The sequence below is a fragment of the Azohydromonas lata NBRC 102462 genome (genome assembly GCF_001571085.1).
Taxonomy (GTDB): Bacteria; Pseudomonadota; Gammaproteobacteria; order Burkholderiales; family Burkholderiaceae_C; genus Azohydromonas; species Azohydromonas lata.
Genome location: NZ_BCTC01000037.1, coordinates 1 through 19,861 on the forward strand (window position 1 = coordinate 1; position 19,861 = coordinate 19,861).

At 76.6% G+C, this 19,861-nt stretch carries 8 protein-coding genes; all 8 read right to left on the reverse strand.

Annotated elements, in window-relative coordinates; all coding sequences use genetic code 11:
- Window positions 1-2,558 (reverse strand): hypothetical protein (locus ALA01S_RS14380; protein ID WP_169805926.1); only part of this gene is annotated, 2,558 nt, incomplete at its 3' end.
- Between the two features lie 4 nt (window positions 2,559-2,562).
- Window positions 2,563-4,554 (reverse strand): ATP-binding protein, encoded by a 1,992-nt coding sequence (locus tag ALA01S_RS14385; RefSeq protein ID WP_066337534.1) that lies wholly within the window; start codon window positions 4,552-4,554, stop codon window positions 2,563-2,565.
- Between the two features lie 45 nt (window positions 4,555-4,599).
- The gene (locus ALA01S_RS14390) at window positions 4,600-6,162 is read right to left on the reverse strand and encodes a hypothetical protein (protein ID WP_066337535.1); all 1,563 of its coding nucleotides are present in this window, start codon (window positions 6,160-6,162) and stop codon (window positions 4,600-4,602) included.
- A gap of 19 nt (window positions 6,163-6,181) precedes the next feature.
- On the reverse strand, window positions 6,182-11,191 hold the full coding sequence (locus ALA01S_RS14395; protein ID WP_066337536.1) for a coiled-coil domain-containing protein: 5,010 nt from the start codon (window positions 11,189-11,191) through the stop codon (window positions 6,182-6,184).
- A 70-nt stretch (window positions 11,192-11,261) separates the two neighbouring features.
- The gene (locus ALA01S_RS34295; protein WP_066337538.1) at window positions 11,262-13,739 is read right to left on the reverse strand and encodes a hypothetical protein; all 2,478 of its coding nucleotides are present in this window, start codon (window positions 13,737-13,739) and stop codon (window positions 11,262-11,264) included.
- 21 nt (window positions 13,740-13,760) lie between these two features.
- Window positions 13,761-14,693 (reverse strand): hypothetical protein, encoded by a 933-nt coding sequence (locus ALA01S_RS14405; protein WP_066337539.1) that lies wholly within the window; start codon window positions 14,691-14,693, stop codon window positions 13,761-13,763.
- Complete coding sequence (locus tag ALA01S_RS14410; RefSeq protein ID WP_066337540.1) at window positions 14,690-17,557, reverse strand: phage tail protein; 2,868 nt, start codon at window positions 17,555-17,557, stop codon at window positions 14,690-14,692. The genes ALA01S_RS14405 and ALA01S_RS14410 overlap by 4 nt, the downstream gene beginning before the upstream one ends.
- On the reverse strand, window positions 17,557-19,860 hold the full coding sequence (locus tag ALA01S_RS14415) for a putative baseplate assembly protein (RefSeq protein ID WP_066337543.1): 2,304 nt from the start codon (window positions 19,858-19,860) through the stop codon (window positions 17,557-17,559). Before ALA01S_RS14415 ends, ALA01S_RS14410 begins: the two co-directional genes overlap by 1 nt.
- Window position 19,861: the final 1 nt, after the last annotated feature.

A 19,861-nucleotide genomic window follows, 5' to 3' on the forward strand; every position in this document is an offset into this window, starting at 1 on the left:
GCCGGGCCGGGTAGCGCCGAGGCGGCCGCACCCGCCGCACCCGCCGCCCCGGCGGCGGCCGGCGCACCGTTGCCGCCGCCCGCGCCGCTGCGCAGGGCCTGCAGCTTGGCCGCGGCATCGGCCTTCTGGCGGGCCAGGAAAGGGCCCAGGTGCTTGTCCAGCGGGGCGGACCACCCCTTGCCGGCGTCGCGCACGGCGTCGTCCAGCGTGGTGAAGGACGCCTCCAGTCCCTCGACGGCCTGGCCCATGCGCTGGCCCGATTGCTGGCCCAGCGCCTGCAGCGTGGCGGCCAGCGTTTCACCTGCCGCCTCGCCGGCCTGGGCCTGGGTGGCGCCGTGCTGGGCCAGCGAGGCCGGCAGCCGCTGGGCCGAGTCTCCCAAGCGCCCCTCCAGCGCCTGCGCGCTTTGCCGCAGCGAGGCCAGCGGCGGCTGCGCCCCGCGCTCGGCTACCGGCCGCAGCGCCTGCGCGCCGTTGGGTGCGGCCTTGCGCACGGCCTGCTCGTAGCCCTGGGCCGCGCGCCAGAAGGTGGGCAAGGCCGCGCGCGACGAGGCGCCCACGCCGCCCAGGGCCGCCTGCGCCTCGCCGCGCACGGCGCGCATGAAGCCGCGTTTCTGGCCGGCCAGGCGCGCGCGCGCGGCGCGCTGCTGCGTGGCGACCTGCGCCAGCGCGGCCTGGCGCTGCCCGGCCAGGGCCGATAAGCCGTCCTCCTGTTGCTGGCGCAGCTTGCGCCGCGCCTGGGCGAGCGAGCGCGCCATGGCCGCGCGCGCCTCGCGCGCCATGCGGGCGATTTCTCCCTTGAGCGCGGCGCGGTAGGTGCAGGACAGCGAACAGGCCGTCTCGTCGCGCGAGCCGGTCCAGGCGGTCTTCTTCTCCTTGAGGCGGTCGTCCAGCCGCTTCTTCTCCGGCTGCACCCAGCGCGGCACGCGCGCCTGCACGGACTCGTTCTTGGCCGAGGCCAGCGCGTCGCCCTGGCCCAGCGGGAACTCGGCGCCGGGGTTGGCGCTCAGGCCGTCCAGCGCCTCCACGGCCGCCTTGAAGGCTTTGTCCGCCTTGGCGATGGCCTCGTCGTAGGCCTGGGTGTGGCCCAGCACCAGGCCGGCCACGGCCGCGTCCACCTGCTGGCCGTTGCGGCGCTCGCCGGCGCTGATGGCGCCTTCGGCCTGCCCCGACGCGGTGGTGATGGAGCGCGCCGCCCGCGCGGCGGCCCGCTCCAGGCGCTGCTGGGCCAGGTCGGCCGCGGCGTTGACGGCCTGCCGTGCCGCCTCGGCCTCGGCGTCGGCGTGGGTGAGGTCGTCCTCGTGCCGGCGCTGCAGCGTGCGCCCGGCCAGGTCGTAGGCGGCGAGTAAATCGTCGCCGGTGCGGGCGGCGCGGCGCGTGAAACCGTCCTGCAGCTGGCGCGCGGCGCGGGCCAGCCCCTGGTAGGACTGGCGCGCCATGTCCTGCGCCTGGCGCTCGGCCTTGTGCGCGTCGGCCGTGGCATCGGGTGTGGCGGCCTGGCCTGGCGCCGCGGGCTGTGCCGGCCCCGGCGGGCTGCCGGGTGCGGCCCTGGGGGTGGCCGGCGCAGCCGCCGCGCCGGGGGCCGGCCTGGCGGCGGTGGCGGACGGCAGCGCATCGGCGGGCAGCGCGTCGGCCACGGGCCAGGACGGCGCGATGTCCGGCGCGCGCAGCGGCTGCCAGCCCAGGTCCGTGTCGTCGGCCGCGGGTTCTTCCAGCGTTTCGACGAGCGCCACGGCGGCGCCTTCGCCTTTGTTCTCGCCGCCTGCGCCCCGTTGCGCAGCGCCCTGATGGCCGGCCGCGCCCGCGCCGCCCTTCCTGTCCTTCGCGTCCTTGGCGCCGTTCTGGTCCTTGTGCGCGTCCTGCTGGCCGGCCGTGCCCGCGCTGCCGCCTGGGCCGTGCGGCGCTTGGGCGGCCAGGGCGCGCTGGGCGGCACCTTGCCGCCGGTCGGCCGCGGCCTGCGCGTCGCGGGCGCCGGCCTCGCCCCGCGCCAAAAGCGCGCCTGCGGCGCGCGGTGGCTGCACGGGCTCCTTGCCGCGCGGCGCCTGGGCGAAGGCCGCTGGCATGGGCAGCTTGGGCGCGGGCGGCCGGGTGGCGACGGCGGCGCGCTGCGCGGGGTCCGTCCGGCGCGGGCGGGAGGGCACCGGCTCCACGGCGGGCGCCGGCCGGTCCGACCGCGGTGCGGGTTGACCAGACGCGGCCGGCGTGTTCGCGGCCTGGGCGGCCCGCGCATCGCCTGCGCCCAAGCCGTCGCGCGCGGTGGCGGCCTCGTCGCCGATGGCGGGTGCGTCCGCATCCAGGCGGCGCAAATAGCGCGGCCAGCCGGGTTGCGCCCGGTCCGGCCCGCCTGCCAGCGGAGCAGGCAACGCATCGTCCGGCAGATAGCCGTCCAGCGCCGCGGCCTCGTCCTGCCAGGTGCCGTCCAGTGCCGGAACGTCGGCCTGGGTTTCATCCTCGCGCGAGCGGCTGCCCGCGTGGCGGCCACGGGCGCCATCGCCCTGCCCGTCCTGCGCACGCCGCCCCCGCCGTCGCGGGCGCGCCACCGGTGCGGCGGTGCTGCCCATGCGTCTAGGACTCCGAGGCCAGGGCCGTGGGCAGCGGCTTGCCCAGCTTGCGGTACTCCGCCGCCAGGGCAGGCAGCAGCGCGGGCCAGGCGATGGGCGCGTCGGCCGACAGCGCCCGCGCCGCCAGCACCACGTTGCGGATGTGCCCGCCGGCGAGGTCGCAGCCCGCGGCCAGCCGGTTGAGCGCCGCGATGTCCAGCGCATGCGCCGAGCCCAGGTGGGCCAGCCACAGCGCGCGGCGCTCGGCCGGCGTGGGCGGCGTGAATTCCACGATGGCGTCGAAGCGGCGGGTGAAGGCCGAGTCGAAGCGCGCGCGGCTGTTGCTGGTGAGCAGCGCGATGCCGTCGAACGCCTCCACGCGCTGCAGCAGGTAGTTCGTCTGCTGGTTGGCGTAGCGGTCGTGGGCGTCGCGCGTCTCGGTGCGCTTGCCGAACAGGGCGTCGGCCTCGTCGAACAGCAGCACCACCTCGGCGTGCTCGGCGCGGGCGAACAGCTCGGCCAGGTGCTTTTCCGTCTCGCCAATGTACTTGCTGCTGACGTTGGCCATGTCCACGCGGTACAGCGGCAAGCCCAGCCGCGTGGCCAGCCAGCCCGCGGCCAGCGTCTTGCCGGTGCCGGAGGGGCCCACCAGCAGCGCGCGCACGCCCGGGCGGTAGCGGGTGCGGGCGGCGGCGCCCAGGTCGTCGGCCAGGCCGTCGCGGGCGCGGCAGCGCTGCAGCAGCGCGTTCAGCTCGGTGCGCAGCGGCGGGGGCAGGATCAGGGCCTCGTCCGGGATGTCCTGCGGCAGCGCCTCGGCCAGCGCGCCCAACAGCCCGCCACCGGCCCCGCGCGCGGCGCGGGCGACCTTGTCCAGCAGCGCCTGCGTGTGCGGCGGCTGCGCCGGGGTGCGGTCGGCCGTCGCGGCGCGCGCCAGTTGCGCGATGCGCGCGCCGGCGTGGCGGTGGGTGCGGCCCAACGCGCGCGCTGCAGCCTCGTCGCCCAAGTGCGCGGCCCACAGCGCGCTGCGCTCGTCGGCGCCGGGAATGGGCAGCAGCCAGGCGTCCACGGCCTCGCCGTCGCGCGTCCAGCCGCCTTCCGGGCCGCAGGCCACCAGCACAGGGCCGCTCCAGCCCGGCAGCGCCGGCAGCGGGCGGCGCTCGCCCGGGGCCAGCTCGGCGCAGAGCACGGGCAGCGCGTCGTGCAGCAGCAGCCACGGGCCCAGGCCGGCGGGGGCCTCGCCCTCGATGAAGGCCACGCGGCGCCCCTGCGCCGCCGCCAGCGCCGCGCAGGCGGCGCGTGCTTCCACGGGGTGCCCGCTGCGCACCACCAGGGCCGCGCGCGGGGCCAGGGCGGCGCCGCGCCGCTGGGCTTCAGCCAACAGCGACGCGGCCAGGAGGGGCGGCGCGCCGCGGACGGAGGTGGCATCGGAGCCGGTTGTTCCAGCAACCAGCAGGGGATTTGTTGCTTCCAAGCCGGTGCTTTCCAGCCGCACACCCGGCCAGCGCCCCTGCCCGCCCGCCAGCGCCGCCACCAGGGCCTGCGGCAGGCGCAGCACGGCGTCAGGCAGGCAGCGCCCGCTGCCGTGCAGCGTGAGCAGCCCGCTGGCGAGCGCTTGTCCATCCAGCAGCTCGGCCAGTGCGGCGGCGGGCAGGCCGCGCTGGGCCTGCAGGCTGGCCACCAGGCCCAGCGTGGGATGGCTGTCCGACAGGGGGGCTTGCAGCCAGGCGATGGCGCGCGCGGCCAGCAGCTCGGTGTCGGCCGCCAGGGCCAGGGCCACGGCGGCCAGCTCGGTGGGGTTGAGCGCGAGCGCCTGCGCCAGGCGGTGCAGCCGCGCGTCCTCGCCCGGGGCCTGCGCCTGCCAGGCCTGCAGCGCCTGCGCCAGCGGCGCCGCAGGCAGCGTGGCCAGCCACTGGGCCTGCGGCGCGGCGTCCTGCGCCGCGTCGCCGGGGGCCAGCAGCGCCAGCAGCCGCTGCGCCAGCGGCAGGGGCTCGGCGGCCGGGAGGTCGAAGGGGTTCATGAAGGCGTTGCGCTCGGGGTTGGCCAGGGCAAAGGGTGCTGCCGCTCAGGATCGGGCCAGCCAGGGCAGCCGCTCGAAGTGGAAGCCGACCACGCGGCCCAGCCAGGGCACCCAGCCGGGGTCCAGGTCCAGGCCGGCGCGGCGCACGCGCAGGTCCGTGGCGTCCAGGTCGAACACCAGATCGGCGTGCGTGGCGGTGAGCTGCAGCCAGCCCGGCCGCAGGACGAGCGCGTGCAAGCCCAGGCCGGCGCGGCGGCGCAGCCAGCGGCGCGCCAGAGCGATCCAAGCCTCGGCGGCCGGCTGCCCGCCCGTGCGGGCCGTGGTGCCGTACCACGGGGCCGGGCGCCCGGCTTGGGCTGGGCACAGCCGCGCCTCGGCGGCGGCCAGGGTATGGGGGTGAACAGCGGGCAGCGGCCCGGTGCCCGCTGGGGCCTGCGCCAGCGCCCAGGCCGGGTCGTCCGGGGCCAGACCCAGCCGCGTGAGCAGCGCCGCCCACAGCGCCGCGGCGCAGCGCCGCGCCGTGGCGGCGGGCAGCGACGCAAGCCAGCCGCCGTAGCCCAGCCGCTCCAGCACCGCCACCAGGAACAGCGCCCCTCCCGCCGCCGTGGCCCGGCCCTCGGCCCAGGGCCAGGCATCGCCCAGCAGCAGCACTTGGGCAGGCAGCGCCTGGGACGGCCGGGCCGCGGGCGCCGCCGCATCGGCGGCTCGCCGCGGCGGTGCCGTTTCGGTGCCGGCGGCCGTTTCGGCCGTGCCTTTGGCGGGTTCGCTTTCAGCTCCTGGCGTTGGAGAGACGGACTGGGCCGACACCCTGCGGGCACCGCTGGACGGCGTTGCCCCGGGTGCCCGCGGGGCCGCGGCGGCGTCCGGCGCGCCGGCCAGGCCGGGCACTTCGACAAGCCGCGCCGCCCTCTCCTCCCCGGCCAGGCGCAAGGCCCGCGCGACCAGCGCCCGCGGCTCGGCGTAGGGTGGCGCGCTGGCGTCGATGCCTGGATGGTTGTCCGCGGCTGCGGCCGCGGGCGCGTGCAGGGACGCCGGCCCCGGCGCGCCGCCCAACGCCCGCCACAGCGGCGCCACATCCGCGCGTGGCACGGCAGCGATCAGGGCTTTTGTGAAACCTTCGCGTGCCATGGCGGCGACCCAGGCCGGCAGGGCGGCCTGGGCTTCCGGCAGCGCCGCCACGGCGTGCATCACCGCCCCCAGCGCCGTGGGCGTGTCCGGTGCCTGCGCCAGCGCCGGCAGCAGCCGCGGCCAGAACCACGCCGCGGGCGCGGGCCCGCGCGCCAGGCGCAGGCCCAGCACCAGGTGGGCGTGCAGCGCGTCGCGAAACCACACGGCGTCGGCCGTGGCGGCCTGCGGCGCGTCGCCGGGCAGCCAGCGCAGGCGAGACTGCGCCATCGCGGTCTCCAGTCGCAGCGCCCAGGCCTGTGCGCTGGCGTCGGCGCGCACGGGGCCCAGGCTCAGGCGGCGGACGAACAGCAGACGCCGGCCCACGTCCGGCAGGCTGGCGCAGCGCAGCGCGTCTTCCAGGCGCAGCGCGGCGCGGCGCGCGTCCTCGTGGCTGGCGGCCTGCAGGTGCAGGCGGCGCACGGTGCGGTCCACGGCGGCCATGGCGCACGCGGCTCCGGCCTCAGAACAGCGACAGCGGCACGCGCTTGAACGCGCCGCCGCTGCGCGCAGGCGAGGTGCTCACCACCGGGGCATCGTCGAAGTGCACCCGCACGTCCATGCCCAGCGACTCCTGCCCGGCCGCCACGTGCAGCACCCGCGCCGAGACCTCGGCCGCGCCGATGTCCTCCACCACCGCGCGCGCCACCACCGCGTTGTTGCGGTAGACCAGGGCCTGCATGCCCACGCGCAGCCGCGCCGGCTCCAGCGCCGCCAGCGGGAGGCTCACCCCCGGCCGCACGGCGCCCACCGGCCGCGCCAGCCGCCCCGCCACGATGCGCCCAACCGGCGCGTGGCTGGCCAGCAGCAGGCACATGCGCACCACGTCGTTCACCAGCGCCTCGGCCTGCGCCTGGCGCGGGTCCACGCGGGCGAACAGCCAGTCGGCATAGGCCTGCATCCGGCGCCGGTCCAGGGAGTCGATCTCGCTGAAGCGCGGCAGGTTGGAGAGGTCGCGCAGCGAGGGCGTCTCGTCGAACTGCGACATCTGCTCGGCCCAATCCAGCCGGATGGACGGCAGCACCGCGCTGAGCTCGGCGTGCAAGCAGGTGCACACGCCGGCCATGCGGTCGAACAGCTCGGCCGCCAGGCGCGACACCTCGCCGCGCCCATGCTCGCCCTCGGCCAGGTCGCCCAGCGACACGACCTCCTGCACCTGCACGCGCAAGCCTTGCCAGGTGGCCGTGGCCAGCAGCGGCCACTGCAGCCGGTTCAGGCGCTCGGCGCGCGCGGCCAGCAGCGGCGCCTGGCGCGTGAGCAGTTGCGCCAGGGCCGTGCCGATGCGGCTGCCGCTCAAGGTTGAGGGGGCAACGATGCCGCGCTGCGCCAGCAGGGTGCTGCGCGATTGCGCGCCGCGCAGCGTGCGCAGCAGCAGCTCGCCGCGGTCCAGCCGCTCCACCAGGGCCGGCACGTCCACGAACCAGGCGGCCGGCGCCTCGCGGACGACCTTGAGCATTTCCGCCAGCTCGTCCGGCACGTCCGGGTGCGAGCGCAGGCAGGCCGGCACGGGTGCCTCGGCCAGCGCCGGGTCCACCGCGCGCCAGGGCGCCTGCAGCGCCTGCGCGGCCTCGCGCGGGCGCATGTAGGCCACGAAGCGCACTTCCTCGGCCAGCACGCGGGCGCGCCGCTCGTTGATCGCGGCCAGCCGCGCCTCCTCTTCCGCGATGAGCGCGCGCGTCACGCCCACGTCGTGCCGCGCCTCGGCCAGCCGCTCCTCCACGGCCTGCAGCCGCTGCGCGGCGTCGCTCCAGTGGCCTTGCAGCGTCTGCAGCACGGCTTCGCAGCGGCCCAGCGCGTCGCGGTAGACGGTGAGCCGGCCTTCGAGCTGGCGCAGCAGCGCCACCGTGTTGTCCGACAGCGCCACGGTCTGCGAGAACAGCAGCGCCTCGTCCTCCGCGCCGGTGGTGACGGGCGGCAGCAGCAGCAGCGTCAGCAGCTCCGGCTGGGCCAGGAAATCGGTGAGCGCCCGCTGCGTGGGCTGGTTGGAGCCGCGCAGGAAGGGGTCGTCCTTGAGGCCGTAGACGACGAAACCGTCGAACACCGAGGGCAGCTCGCCGCTGTCCTGCGCCGACAGCGTCTTCACCAGCTCCACCAGCGAGGCCACGGTGCGCTGGCGGTTGGCCAGCGCGTAGTCGCGCGCCTCGGTGGACGGCGGGCTCTTGAGCCGGTCGGCGATGGCCGTGGTGCGCACCGTCGACAGGCCCACCACCGGGTTGGCGTAGACGATGGCCTCCGGCGCGCTGGGCTTGCGCAGCAGCAGGCTGCGCGGCTGCGACTGCGCCAACCGCACGGCCGTGGTCACGCTGTTGGCCGGCAGTGCGAGCAGCGAGGATTTCACGGCCGCCGCCGCCATGGCCGCCGCGCCCGGCGTGGGCGTAGGCGCGGGGGCCGCCGCGGCCATGGCCATCAGGCCCTCGGCCGTGCCGGCCAGCACCGAGGGCTGCGCGGCGCGGCGCAGGTTGAGCGTGTCCAGGTACTGCCTGATCTGCGACTGCACCACCACGGCGCTGTCGCTCTTGGCGATGGCCGCGATGGCCGGCGACACGCTCAGCCGCGAGGCGTCGCTGGTGCTGAGCATGAGCTGGCGCAGGCGGTGAATGTCCACCTGCATGTGCGCGAAGCCGAAGTCGGTGATGTCGTCCACGCGGTCTATGCGCGTGCGCAGGAAGTCGGCAAAGCCCGCCACGCCGCGCAGCAGCAGTTGCGACTGCTCGTGGCCGGACAGGCGCAGCAGCGCCGGGTCCTGCATGAGCTGCGCGTAGGCCGGCACCACGCCCGTGCGCGCCGTGGTCGTGGGCGTGAGCACGCCCAGGCCGCCGCGCAGCGCGATGCCGCTGCCCAGCAGCACCTGGTGCGTGGTGCGTATGCCGCCGCCGTGCGGGTGGCGCGGCCACACGGGCTCGGCCTGCAGCGACCACGCCGGGTGGGTGCTCGTGGGCGGCTGCGGGCGGCCGAAGGTGATGTCGCTCACCGCCAGCTCGCCGCCGCAGGCGAAGAGGTTGATCTCGTACAGGCCCACGCCGTCGCGGTCCGGCGGCAGCGGGATTTCCAGCCACACCCAGCGCGAGGACGGCGGCAGCGCCCCCGCGCGCGTGGCCTCGTGGAGGAGCTGCGCCTGCGCCGGCAGCAGCCTGGCCAGCTCGTCCAGGCGGTTCTCGCCCCAGAAGGCGGCGCGCTCCCAGTAGGCCATCTCGTCGCCGTACTGGCTCAGCCGCAGCGTGGCCACCAGCGAGTGCGGCGGGTTGACCTCGTCCAGGTACACGGCCATCAGCAGCTTGGGCGCGATGCCCTCGGTGAAGTCCGACGGTTTCAGCAGCAGCGCGCCGGGGTCGCCGTCCTCGATGTCCACGCCATGCCCGCGCCAGGCGCTGCCCGGCGCGTACTGGAGGTTGAAGCCGCCGGAGGGCAGCCGCAGCGGCGAGTCCAGCGGCAGCGCCTCGCTCGCCTGCGGCGGTTGCACGGGCAACAGGTTGGGAGCGACGCCGCCCGCGGCGTCGAAAGGCGCCCATAAATCGTTGGTGCTCAGCAGCTCCCAGGCTTCGTTGCCCTGCGGCCGCGCGCCCGCGGGCAACTGGTTGCAGAACCACTTGCGCCAGGTGTTGGCCGTGGTGGCGCCGGCCATGCCGAAGGCCGCGCGCCCGTCGAACAAGGAAAAAGCCATGCCGTTGACGGGCTGGCCGGCCAGGCCCACGGCGGCCGCCGGTATCTGCAGCCGCACCCAGGCGCCGGCTTCCGGCAGGTCGCCCAGGCGCTGGCGCGAGGCCGGCGTGGTGGCCGGGTTGCCCCAGGCGATCAAGTCCTCGCCCCAGTAGGCGCGGTGCTCCCAACTGGTGCCCACGCGCCACTGCAGCATGAGCGTGCGCGGCGGGTGGTCGGGGTCCAGGCACACCCAGGCGAAGAGCGACTCGCCCGCGGCCAGCGTGAAGGCGGGCGTGGCGCCGTCGAAGAAATGCTGGTGCAGCCCGCCCATGAGCGCGCTGCGATGGCCGCCACCCGGCGGCGGCGGGCCCCAGGGCGAGAGCGATTCGCTCTCCAGCGCCAGCGGGTCGTCGTCCCAGGCGGGCACGGCCGGCTGGCTGCCGTCGATGGCGTGGCGCAGCATGGCCCTCTTGCGCCGCAGCCCCTGGCGCGCCCCCAGCTCGCGCGCGCGGTCCAGCAGGAAGCGGTTGAGCGTGCGCGTGAACTCGGGGTCCAGCACGTCCTTCTTGAGCAGCCGCGGCTCCCAGGACGCCTGCGGCACGGGCACCAGCAGCCGCACGCGCTCGGCGGCCGAGAGGTTCACCGGCGCCAGCGGCGCGGCCTCGCGCAGGGCCACGTCCAGTTGCTCCAGCGGCACGGGCACGGCGTCCAGCGTCACCAGCGGCGGAAAGAACTCGCAGCGGAAGTTGGCGAGATCCAGCACGTTTTTCGGCAGCAGCCCGCAGGGCGGGATGTGCAGGAAAGGGTCGGCCAGCGTCTTGACCGGCGGCGGGGGATCGCCGAGCTCGGCCAGCTCCTCGGCGAACTGCTCGATCCTCGCCTGCCACAGCGCCGGCAGCCGGCTGTGGGCCGACAGCCGCGTGGCGCCCGCGGGCGCGTCGAACGCCAGTTGCAGCCTCGCTTCGCGCGCGCGCCCGCCCTGGCGCACCACGGCGGCGCGGTCGGAGAAGGCGATGCCGCCGGCCGCATCCAGCCCAAGCAGCGCGACGGGCACGCCCAACAACTCCCAGGGCAGCGCCTGCCCTTGGGCCAGGCGGGCCTCGGCCTCGAACACCGCGTAAGCCAGCGCGTTGCGCCGGCGCAGCGTGGTGGCGGGCAGCGCGATGGCGCCTTCCGGCCACGGATACCAGACCAGCCGCACGCCGTCGGCCAGCCGCCAGTCCTCGGCGGTGGCGGGGTCCATGTCGTCGCCGCAGGCGCAACGGTCGCAGGGGTCGGCCGGGTCGAAGTCCACCGAGTCCACCGTCACCGGCTGCAGCAGCACGACGCCCGCGCGGTTGAGGTGCGCGCTGCCCGCGTCCAGGAAGGCCCCCACCGAGCTGCCGATGACGCGCTGCCCGGGCTCGCCGGGCAGCACGGGCAGCTCCACCGCATTGGTGGCGCCCGGCGCCTGCCCCGGCGCAAACCAGGCCAGGGGCAGCGCCACGGGCAGCGCGCGCAGCTCGCATTCCAGGCGCTGCAGCAGCGTCACGTCCTCGCCGCTGACCGTCAGGCCCTGCCCCGGCTCCAGCATCAGCTGGAGGGTGCTGCCCTCCAGCACGTGGTTGAGCTCCAGCCCGCGCACCACGCCGGCGGTGAAGGCTTGGCCGCGTTGGGCGATGCGGCCGGCCTGCCACTGCTGGCGGCCCTGCAGCGTGGGCGCGGTGAGCGCGCGGCCGGGGAAGAGGTTGGGACGGCGCAGCCAGGCCACGGCCGCGGTGGCGGCGTCCTGCGGCGACAAGGCCACCACCCGCTCGCCCGGCAGGGGGGTGTTGATGGGGGTCACGCTGCTCACGGGGCGTCTCCTTGGAGGTTCGCGGGCCTTGGCCGCTCAGGCGGCCATCGGCGCTGCGGGTGTGGCGTGCTCAGGCCTTGGGCTTGCGCGGCGCTGCGGGCGCTTTGGCCGCTTTGGTCGCTGCGGCCGTCTTGGCCGGCGCGTTGGTCTTGCCGGCCTTGGCCGCCTTGACCGGCGGCATGGGCGCCGGTGCTGGCGTGGCCGCAGCCCGCCGCGCTGCCTTGGGTGCCGGCGCGGGCGCTGCGGGCTGCACGCTGGGCGCCGAAGGCGGCGTGGGAGGCGGCAGGCCGCGCACCAGCGGTACCACGGGCACGGGGGTGGTGGGCGTCGGCTTGACCACCGCGGGCGTGACGGTTGCGGGCGCCACCGGCAGCGTTCCGATGGGCACCGTGGGCGTGACCGGCACGGCCGTGACGATGGGCGGCCGGATGGGGCCCAGCGTGGGCGACGGTGTCAGCACGGGCGGCCGCGTGAGCGGCGGCGTGGGCAGGGGCGTCGGTGCCAGCGTGGGCAGCGGCGTCACGGTCGGCTTGGGCGTGGGCAGCGGTGTGGGTGCTGGCGTCGGCGTCGGAACCGGCGTGGGCGCCGGGGTTGGTGTCGGGGTGGGCGTCGGCGTGGGCTGGGGTGCGGGACCCGGCGTCTGCGTCGGCACGGGGATGGGCGCAGGCGTGGGCACTGGCGTGGGCGCGCCACCGCTGGGCGCGGGTGCCGGCTGCGGCGTGCGCAGCAGTGTGCCGGCCAGGCGCTGCAGCTCGGCGCCGGAGGCGGCCAGGGCCTGCGTGTCCACCTCGCGCCAGTCGCCGCCGCTGGCGATCTGCTGCAGCTTGGGCTTGCTCACGGCGCCCTCGCCCGCCTGCTCCACGCGCAACAAGCCTTCGCCGACGCCGGGGGCGTTGAGCTGGGCCGCGACCTTGAGCACGGCGGCCTGGTCCAGCGCGGGCTCATCGGTGCCGGCGGTGGGCGCTGCCTTGGACGCCTCCACCAGCGAGCCCAGCGCGGCGGCGGTCAGCGCGTCGGACGCGGCCAGCCGCGGCGAGCTCAGCAGCGAGGTGATGCTGGAGGCCGCCGCCGTGGAGGCGCTGGCGAGCACCTTGTCGAGCTGCACCTTCAGGCCCAGCCCCGTGAGGCGGCTGCGCAGCGACAGCTCCACCGCGCGCTCGTCCACGCCCGCCACCGCCTCCCAGGCGCCGGTGTAGTCGTCGCGCATCGCCAGGTGGCGCCGGCGCACGAACCACAGGTTCTGCTGCGCCGCCAGCGCCTGCCATTGCGCGTCCGACGGGTTGCTGGCGTCCGGCGCCGCCACGGCGGGCTGCGCCACGCGCAGCCGCTGCAGCACCTCCAGCGGCCGGCGCTGCGCCATCAGGTTGGGCGCGGCCGGCTTCACCGCGCGGCTCACGCTGGCCAGCACCCGGGTGACGGCGCGCCACTGCGCGCGCGGCACGGGCGCCAGGATCAGCACGGCCGTGGCGTCCAGCGCCTGCCCCGGCAAGGTGAGATCCAGCGGCTGCAGCGCCAGCGCGTCCTCCACCAGGGCGGGCAGCTCGTCATCGGGGATGGCGGAGAGCTCCACGTCCACTTCGGGAGGGAAGAAGTTCTGCGTGAAGTCCACCGGGTTGATCACGCCCGGCGGCAGCGGCCCGGTGCCGGGCAGCGCCGGGAAGTAGGCGCTGCCCGGGAAGCGCTGGTTGGCGCCCAGCGTGTCCACCACGTCGGCCAGGTGGTCCTGGTACTGCAGCAGGTGGGCCAGGCGCAGGGCGCGGGGGTTGAAGCCCAGCCCGGGCAGGTCGCCGCGGTCGGCGCCCAGCTCGCGGCGCACCAGCGCCTCGTCCAGCCAGACCACGGTGTTGTTGGCCAGCGCCACCATGGCCAGCGGCAGCACGTTGGCCGAGAGCGCCGCGTCCTGCTGCGCCACGAACACCTGGCGCGCCACGCGGCCGCGGCGGGCGTCCAGCGCGTCGTTGCTGCCGTCGTCGGCCCAAGGCACCAGGACGATGGCGGTGGCCTCCACCACGTCGCCGTCCTCCACCGTGCGCACGCCGGTGAGCGAGCTGGGATAGGCGGCCACGGGGTTGGCCGTGAACTCCACCGGCCGCAGCGCCAGGACGAACAGCCCCGTGCGGCTGCGCGGCGGCGCCTGCGGGATGCGCCCAAGGCCGAAGCGGGCGGAAAGCTGCTCCGCCTGCGGGATGTCGGCCAGCGCCACGTCCAGCCCCTGCCCGCTTTCGCCTTGCGGCAGCAGCACCAGCTCGCCCGCGGGCGTGATGCCGTGGCCCGCCTCCACGCGCAGCGTCTGCGGGTTCGGCCCCCGCGTGACGTGCAGCCCCGTGGCCACGCCGCTGCCGGCGGCGCGGCCCAAGTCGGCCTCGCGGGTCAGGAAGTACTGCTGGTCGCGCACCAGGTCGCGCGCGGCCAGGAAGCGGCCGTCGAAGTAACGCGGGCGCTCGCGCCGCGGGTCCAGCGCCAGCACGCCGGCATCGCGCAGCGCCGTGGCCTGCTCGGCCGGGACGCTCTGGCGCGCCGCGCCCTGGGTGAGATCGTTGGATGCCATGGTCCTCTCTCCTCGCGCGGCTCAGGCGCCCAGCCAGCGCGCCAGCAGCGCGGCGGCGGGCAGGAAGCGGCGGCTGTAGTTGTCGATCACGGGCTCGCCCACGGGGTCCGTGCGCTGTGGCGGATCGCCCGCCTGCACCGGCAGCAGCACCCGCGCCAGCCACACCGCGCTGGGATCGACGCCGTCCGGGTTGGCCGACAGCGCCTTCAGGTCGCCGGCCGAACCCGCGGCCGACACGGGCCGATAGGCGTCGTCCAGCAGGTGGTCCTGCAGCGCGGCGCGGCGGTCGGCCGGGTCGGCGATGCCGGCCAGGTCCGGCCCCGGGTCCGGCAGGCCTTTGGTCGTGTCGGCCTGCAGCCCCGTGCGCGGCAGCAGCAGCAGCTCATAGGCGTCGCGCACCCGCGAGGCGGCGATGGCGTCCAGCGCGTCGTAGGGCCCGCTGGCGAAGGCGGGGCTCCAGGCGGCGTCGCAGGCCACGAAGCGCAGGTAGAGGTCGGCCGCGAGCACCCGCGTGGGCAGCGTGCCCCCGGCCTCGGCCAAGGCGCGGGCGGAGGTGAAACCGTCCAGCGTGCCGACGCCCTGCGGGTAGGCGGCTTGGCTGCGGGTGTCGTCCGGCAGCGCGGCGAACCAGGCCGGCAGCCGCACGCAGGCCGCGCGCGGCACTTCGATGAGCCGTCCCAGCCAGTCCACGGCCAGGCCGGGCTCGACGCGGATTTCCTCGGGCTGCGCGGCCTGGCCGCCGCTGCCGGCCGGCACGCAGGACACCCGCAACCCGGCCAGCGTGCCCGGCCCGGCCAGGTAGGCCAGGGCGCGGGCGAGCTGGCCGCGGTGGTAGGTCTGCTCGTCGGCGAAGTCGCGCGCGCCCAGCAGCATGCCGGTGGCATAGGCCGGGCGCTCCGGGCGCGGACGGGCGAACAGCGGGTCGGCTTGGGGGTCTCGGCGGACGGCGCTCATGGGTTCTCCGGTCCGGGGGTGGGTGGCGGGGCATCCGGCGACGGCGCGGGCCCCGGCTCAGGCACTGGGGCGGGTGCAGGTTCCGGCGCGGGCGCCGGGACAGGCTCGGGTGCGGGTGCGGGTTCAGGCGGTGGCTCGGGGGCCGGCGCAGGTGCCGGCGGCGCATCCGGCACCAGCGGCGCGGGGCTGCCGCCCAAGCGCGCGTCCAGCAGCGCGGGCTGCACGATCACGTCGCCCAGGCCCAGGGTGGATTGCTGCACCCGCGCCGGGCGCACTGGCCGCGGCGGGCCCAGGTAGGTGTCCACGCCCACCAGGCTGGCCACGCCCACCAGCAGCGGCCAGGTGGCGCCGGCCACGCGCAGCTGCACGTGGGCGGGCGATTCCAGCTCGGCGATGCGGCGGATCAGCGCGAAGTCCTGCGCCTGCACCTCGCGGTGGACGAGCACCGTGACGCGGTGCGCCAGGCGGCCGTAAAAGCCGCGCGCGGCGGCGTCCTGCGCGTCGCTGGACTGCTCGTCGCGGAACAGCGCCATCAGCTCGGCCGTCTCGTGGTCGCCCAGCACCAGCGTGTCGCCCACCAGCGAATGGCCGCTGCGCGCCAGGCCGCCGAGCAGCGGGTCTTCCTCGTCCGCCAGGTCCACGCCCAGCAGCGTGGCCATGAGGCGGCGCAACCTGAAGTCCTCGACCACGACGATCTCGCCGCCGCCCACGCCGCCGCTGTGCGCGCGGCCTATGAGCACGCGGCCCTGGGCGTCGCTTTCCACGCTGGCGCCGGTGGCCACGTCCAGCGCCATGGACAGGCCCCGGCGCGTGCCGTGCCAGCGCGCCAGTTGCGGCGCGGCCTGCAGCCAGGCGCGGCGCCGCGCGGCGGGCAGCACGGGATCGAAGGCCACGCCCACCCAGGCCGATAGCCATTCCAGGCTGGCTTCCGGCACCACGGCCGGGTCGGTGAGCAGATGGGCGGCGGCGACACGGTCTTCCAGCGCCGTGAGCACGCCTTCGAAACTGGCGAGCTGGCGGGACAGAAAGTCCGAGGGCGTGGCGCGCGGGCGGTACAGCACCAGTTCGCTGACGTCGGCCCCGGCCACTTGCGTGGCGACCCGCCGCAGCGGCCAGCTCGCGCCCCCGGCGTCGTCGCGCAGCCGCCAGCGCTGGCCGGGCTGCTCCACCTGCACCCGCGCGCCGGCCGGCGGCAGGCCGGCGGCGCCGAACCCGGCGGCCAGCGCGGCGGGCAGCGTGCCGGCGTCCAGCTCGGCCACCAGCGCCGGCAGGTTCGCGCCCAAGCGGCGCAGCTCCTCGCCCGGCGACTGCGCCAAGGCGCCGAACAGCGACTCGCGGTACAGGCGCGGCAGGTACTGGTCCACGTAGTCGAAGCGGCCCGCATACGCGCGCAGCGCCGCGATCTCCGGCGCGCTGCGCACGTTGCCCCACAGTTGCACGCGCACCCACAGGAAGCGCCCAACCAGCCGCCGCACGCGCTGCGTGCCGGCCTGTATGAGCACGCTGAAGAGGCCGCGGCGCCCGCGCTGCGGCGTCCAGCGCGCCAGGCCCGGGTGGTTGGGCAGCTCCGAGGGGCCACGCTCCCAGGCCGCGCGCGGCGTCTCGCGCGTGAGGGCGTCGCCGGCCAGCGCGGCCACGTCCTGGCCGAAGGCGTGGGGCTGCCAGGCGCCGTCGTCGTCCGCGGGCGGTGCGTTGCCGGCCGTGGCCGCCAGCCACACGACAAAGCCGCAGCCTTCGGGAATGGAGGCTTCGGCGAACAGCCGGTGCCACACGGTGGCGCTCTGGCCGCTGTCCAGCACCTGCGCGTCCAGTTGGGCGCTGTCGCCGCTGCCCACCATGCGCCAGTGCCGTGCCGCGCCGGCAGGGGCCAGGAAGCGGCGCGACAGCGGCAGCAGGGGCTCGGCGCCGCCATCGGCCTGCGGCACTTGCGGCGGGCCGTCCAGCCGGTGCGCGAACGGCGCCTCCGGCGTGCCGGCCGGCAGCGGGTACACGGTGCCCAGGGGCAGCAGCGGGCCGCCGTCCGCGCCCGGCTCGAAGGTGGGCGCCTCGCGCCGGCCGGGCAGGCGCACGGCGAGGCGGCCCCCGTCGAACCAGGCCAGGGTGTAGGCGTAGCGGGCGTCGGCCAGCGCGACGGGCGCGGCCCAGGCGCCGTCGCGGCGCACGTGCAGCCGGGGCTGGAAGCCGGCGGCCCAGGCCAGCACGCCCAGCACGCCGTTGCACGCGGCGATGGCCAGGGCCTGCTCGCCGGCGTCCAGCACGGGGCCCTCCACGAGGTCCATGCGCGGCGGCCGGCAGTTCTCCGGCTGCGGGCGGAACACGCCCGGCGCGTAGGCCGCGCGCGGCGGCGTGGTGACGGGCATGGGCCGGCCGGACAGCCGCGCGATGCGCCCGCTGCCGCGCTCCAGCAGCCACAAGCCGCCCTCGCCCGCCACGGCCGCCGCGCGCCAGGGCGTGAAGCCGGCGGGGGCGTCCGCCATGGCGTCCTCGAAGCGGCCGCGCAGGTCGTGCATCAGCACGCCGTCCGGCAGCACGGCATGGAACACGCCGTCGCCGTCCACGCACAGGTCGGTGGGTGTTTGCGCAGGCGACAGCAGCAGCACCTCGCCCGGCAGCGTGCTGCGCACCACCACGGCCGAAACGTCCGCGGACCAGCGCGCCACGCCCTGTGCCGCGTCCACGGCGCGAGGCACCTCGTCCAGCGCCGCGGTGGCCAGCGCCTGCGCCGCCGCGTCCACGGGCGTGTCCAGGCGGCGTTCCGAGGCCAGCGTGAGCGCGCTGCAGGCCGCGTCCCAGCGCACGTGCTCGCCCGCGCGCCAGTGCGCGGCGTCGGCCAGTTGCCAGAAGCGCGCGCCGTTGGCATCCATCAGCACAGCTCCGGGACGACCGGCACGGCCACCGCCGCGGCCTGCGCGAACGGGTTCGGAGCGGCCGACAGGTTCGCCGGCAGGCCGCCAAGCTCGTCGGCCACCACCACCGTCAGCAGCTCCGGCAACTGCCAGGGCATCAGCGGCAGCGTCTGCGCCCCGCCCGCGGCGCGCGGCAGCAACTGCCACTGCGGGCCGGTTTCGCCCACGCCCTTGCGGAACAGGTTCAGGCCCAGCACCTCGCGCACGCCGGGCACGCGGGAGATCTCCACTTCCAGCTCGCGCTCGCGCACCGCGCGGCCCAAGGTCCAGCCGCCGCCGTCCGTGCCGCCCGGCGCCAGCGGCCACAGCAGCCGCTTCAAGGCCTCGCGCACCTCGGACAGCACCGCCTCGCGGCCGTAGCCGTCGCGCAGCGCCACCGCCGTCGCCAGGCCCAGCGGCACGTACTCGCAGCCGATCACGTACAGCTCCGTGGCCAGCGGTGCCCTGGGCGCCAGGTGCGCGTGCAACCGCTCCAGGAACGGCTTGTCCGGCCTCGGGTTCGGCGCCCCCGACAGCGGCTGCGCTGGCAAGGCCATGACGCTCACCACGCCCGGCACTTCAAAGCGCCGGTCGCGCGGCATGAAGCGCGGCAGCACCATGACGCGGCCCACGTCCACGCCCGGCGCCTCGCGCGCCAGGCGCTCGTAGTCCAGCCCGGTGACGGCGCGGTCGCGGTGGCGCAGCAGTGCGGGGATGCGGCGCTGCGCCTCGTCCAGCGTTTCCGCGTCCGCCCCGCCCTGTGTGGCCAGCGGCTGCGCCACTTTCAAGGCCGGCGTGGCGGCCGGGTTGACGAAGCGGCCGCTGATCTCGGTGAGCGTGAGCGGCGGCAGGTTGCCCGCCGCGCCGCCGCCAAAGCGGCCGGAGCCCAGGCGCACGCGCATGCCGTGCTCGGGGATGCGCCCGCGCACGCCGTCGCCAAAGCGCAGCTCGCCCGCGGCGGCGTCCAGCTCGAACACCCGCGCCTCGCGCGCCACGTGCGGGTCGTCGCTGATGGCGGCCAGGTCGTCCACCCGGCCCCACACGCGCCAGCCGCTGCCCGGCTCCTCCACCTGGATCACCAGGGTTTCAGCCTCCACCGAGCCCGCGGGCAAGCTGAAGCGTTGATCTGGCGCGCCCGTGGACGCCCCCAGCACCTGCGCCGCGAGCGTGCGGCGCTGGTCGATTTCGACGGCGTTGATGCCTATCCACGACAGCGGCAGCCGCTGCACGTTGGCGCCGGGCCGGGGGCGCAGGCGCAGCCAGGCCACGATGCGGCCGGCGCGTTCGGCGTCGTCCACGCGCGGGGGCGTGTCGCCCACGCCCGCGGCCGGGTTTTCCACCACGTCGTTGGACGGGGCCCACAGGAAATCCTGGGCCGGCAGCGGCAGCCGCAAGGTGCCGGCGCGGGTGAGGCCGCGCGTGGTGTCGGCCGCGCCCTCGCTGCCGCCGCCCGCGCCGCTGTCGGCCACGGGCTCCACGCTCAGGTAGTCGGTCTCCAGCGCCGTGCGCCCGCGGGTGCTGACCTCCCAGACCACGGGCACCGGCGCGGGCGCGGCGATGTCCTCGAACAGCGCCGGCATCTGCAGCGCCGGCACCACGCCCACGCTGAGCTGCACCCGCGCCGCGCCGCCGCCCAGGGCCGCGCGCACCTGGTCGTTGACGCCGGCCTGCGGCGTGCCGCGCGGCGCGGCCGGGGCCAGCAGCGCCAGCCACAGCGCGCGGTCGGCGCTGGCGGCGAACACGTCCACGCCTTGCGCCTCGGCGCGCTCGCCGGCAAAGACGCGCTGCGTCTCATAAGGCGCCGCCGCCCCGGTGACGCGGTGTATGCGCTGCAGCCCGCTGATGACGTCGCTCAGCCGCGCGCGCTCGGCGTCGTCCAGCGCGCGCTTGATGTAGGCCTCGGCCGTCACCGGCAGCACGGTGATTTCGGACTGCGTCTCGAAAGGCAGCGGCCCCTTCACCGCCGCGCCCGCGGCCAGCGTGGCCGTGGCCAATTCCGTGGGCTGCGCGAAGGAGAGTTGCACCACGGTGGAGGCCGCGCGCGCCGGCCGCAGCCCCATGCCCAGCAGTTTCAGGAAGACCAGCCGCTGCCGCTCGGGAATGAGGTTGACGCGGTAGAGCAGCGCGTCGCCCAGCCAGGCGAACAGCTCGATGAGCGTGCGGCCCGGGTCGCCGGGGCGGGGGTTGGTCCACTCCGGCGTGTGCGCCGGAATGCGCGCGACCATGTCGGCCACCAGGTCGTCGAAGCGGCGGTCGTCGAGCAGGGGTGCTTGGATGGGCATG

What these genes read in the sequence shown, in the direction of transcription:
- ALA01S_RS14385 (WP_066337534.1), bottom strand. Translation starts at nt 4,554, where the DNA reads ATGAACCCCTTCGACCTCCCGGCCGCCGAGCCCCTGCCGCTGGCGCAG.
- ALA01S_RS14390 (WP_066337535.1), bottom strand. Translation starts at nt 6,162, where the DNA reads ATGGCCGCCGTGGACCGCACCGTGCGCCGCCTGCACCTGCAGGCCGCC.
- ALA01S_RS34295 (WP_066337538.1), bottom strand. Translation starts at nt 13,739, where the DNA reads ATGGCATCCAACGATCTCACCCAGGGCGCGGCGCGCCAGAGCGTCCCG.
- ALA01S_RS14405 (WP_066337539.1), bottom strand. Translation starts at nt 14,693, where the DNA reads ATGAGCGCCGTCCGCCGAGACCCCCAAGCCGACCCGCTGTTCGCCCGT.
- ALA01S_RS14410 (WP_066337540.1), bottom strand. Translation starts at nt 17,557, where the DNA reads ATGGATGCCAACGGCGCGCGCTTCTGGCAACTGGCCGACGCCGCGCAC.
- ALA01S_RS14415 (WP_066337543.1), bottom strand. Translation starts at nt 19,860, where the DNA reads ATGCCCATCCAAGCACCCCTGCTCGACGACCGCCGCTTCGACGACCTG.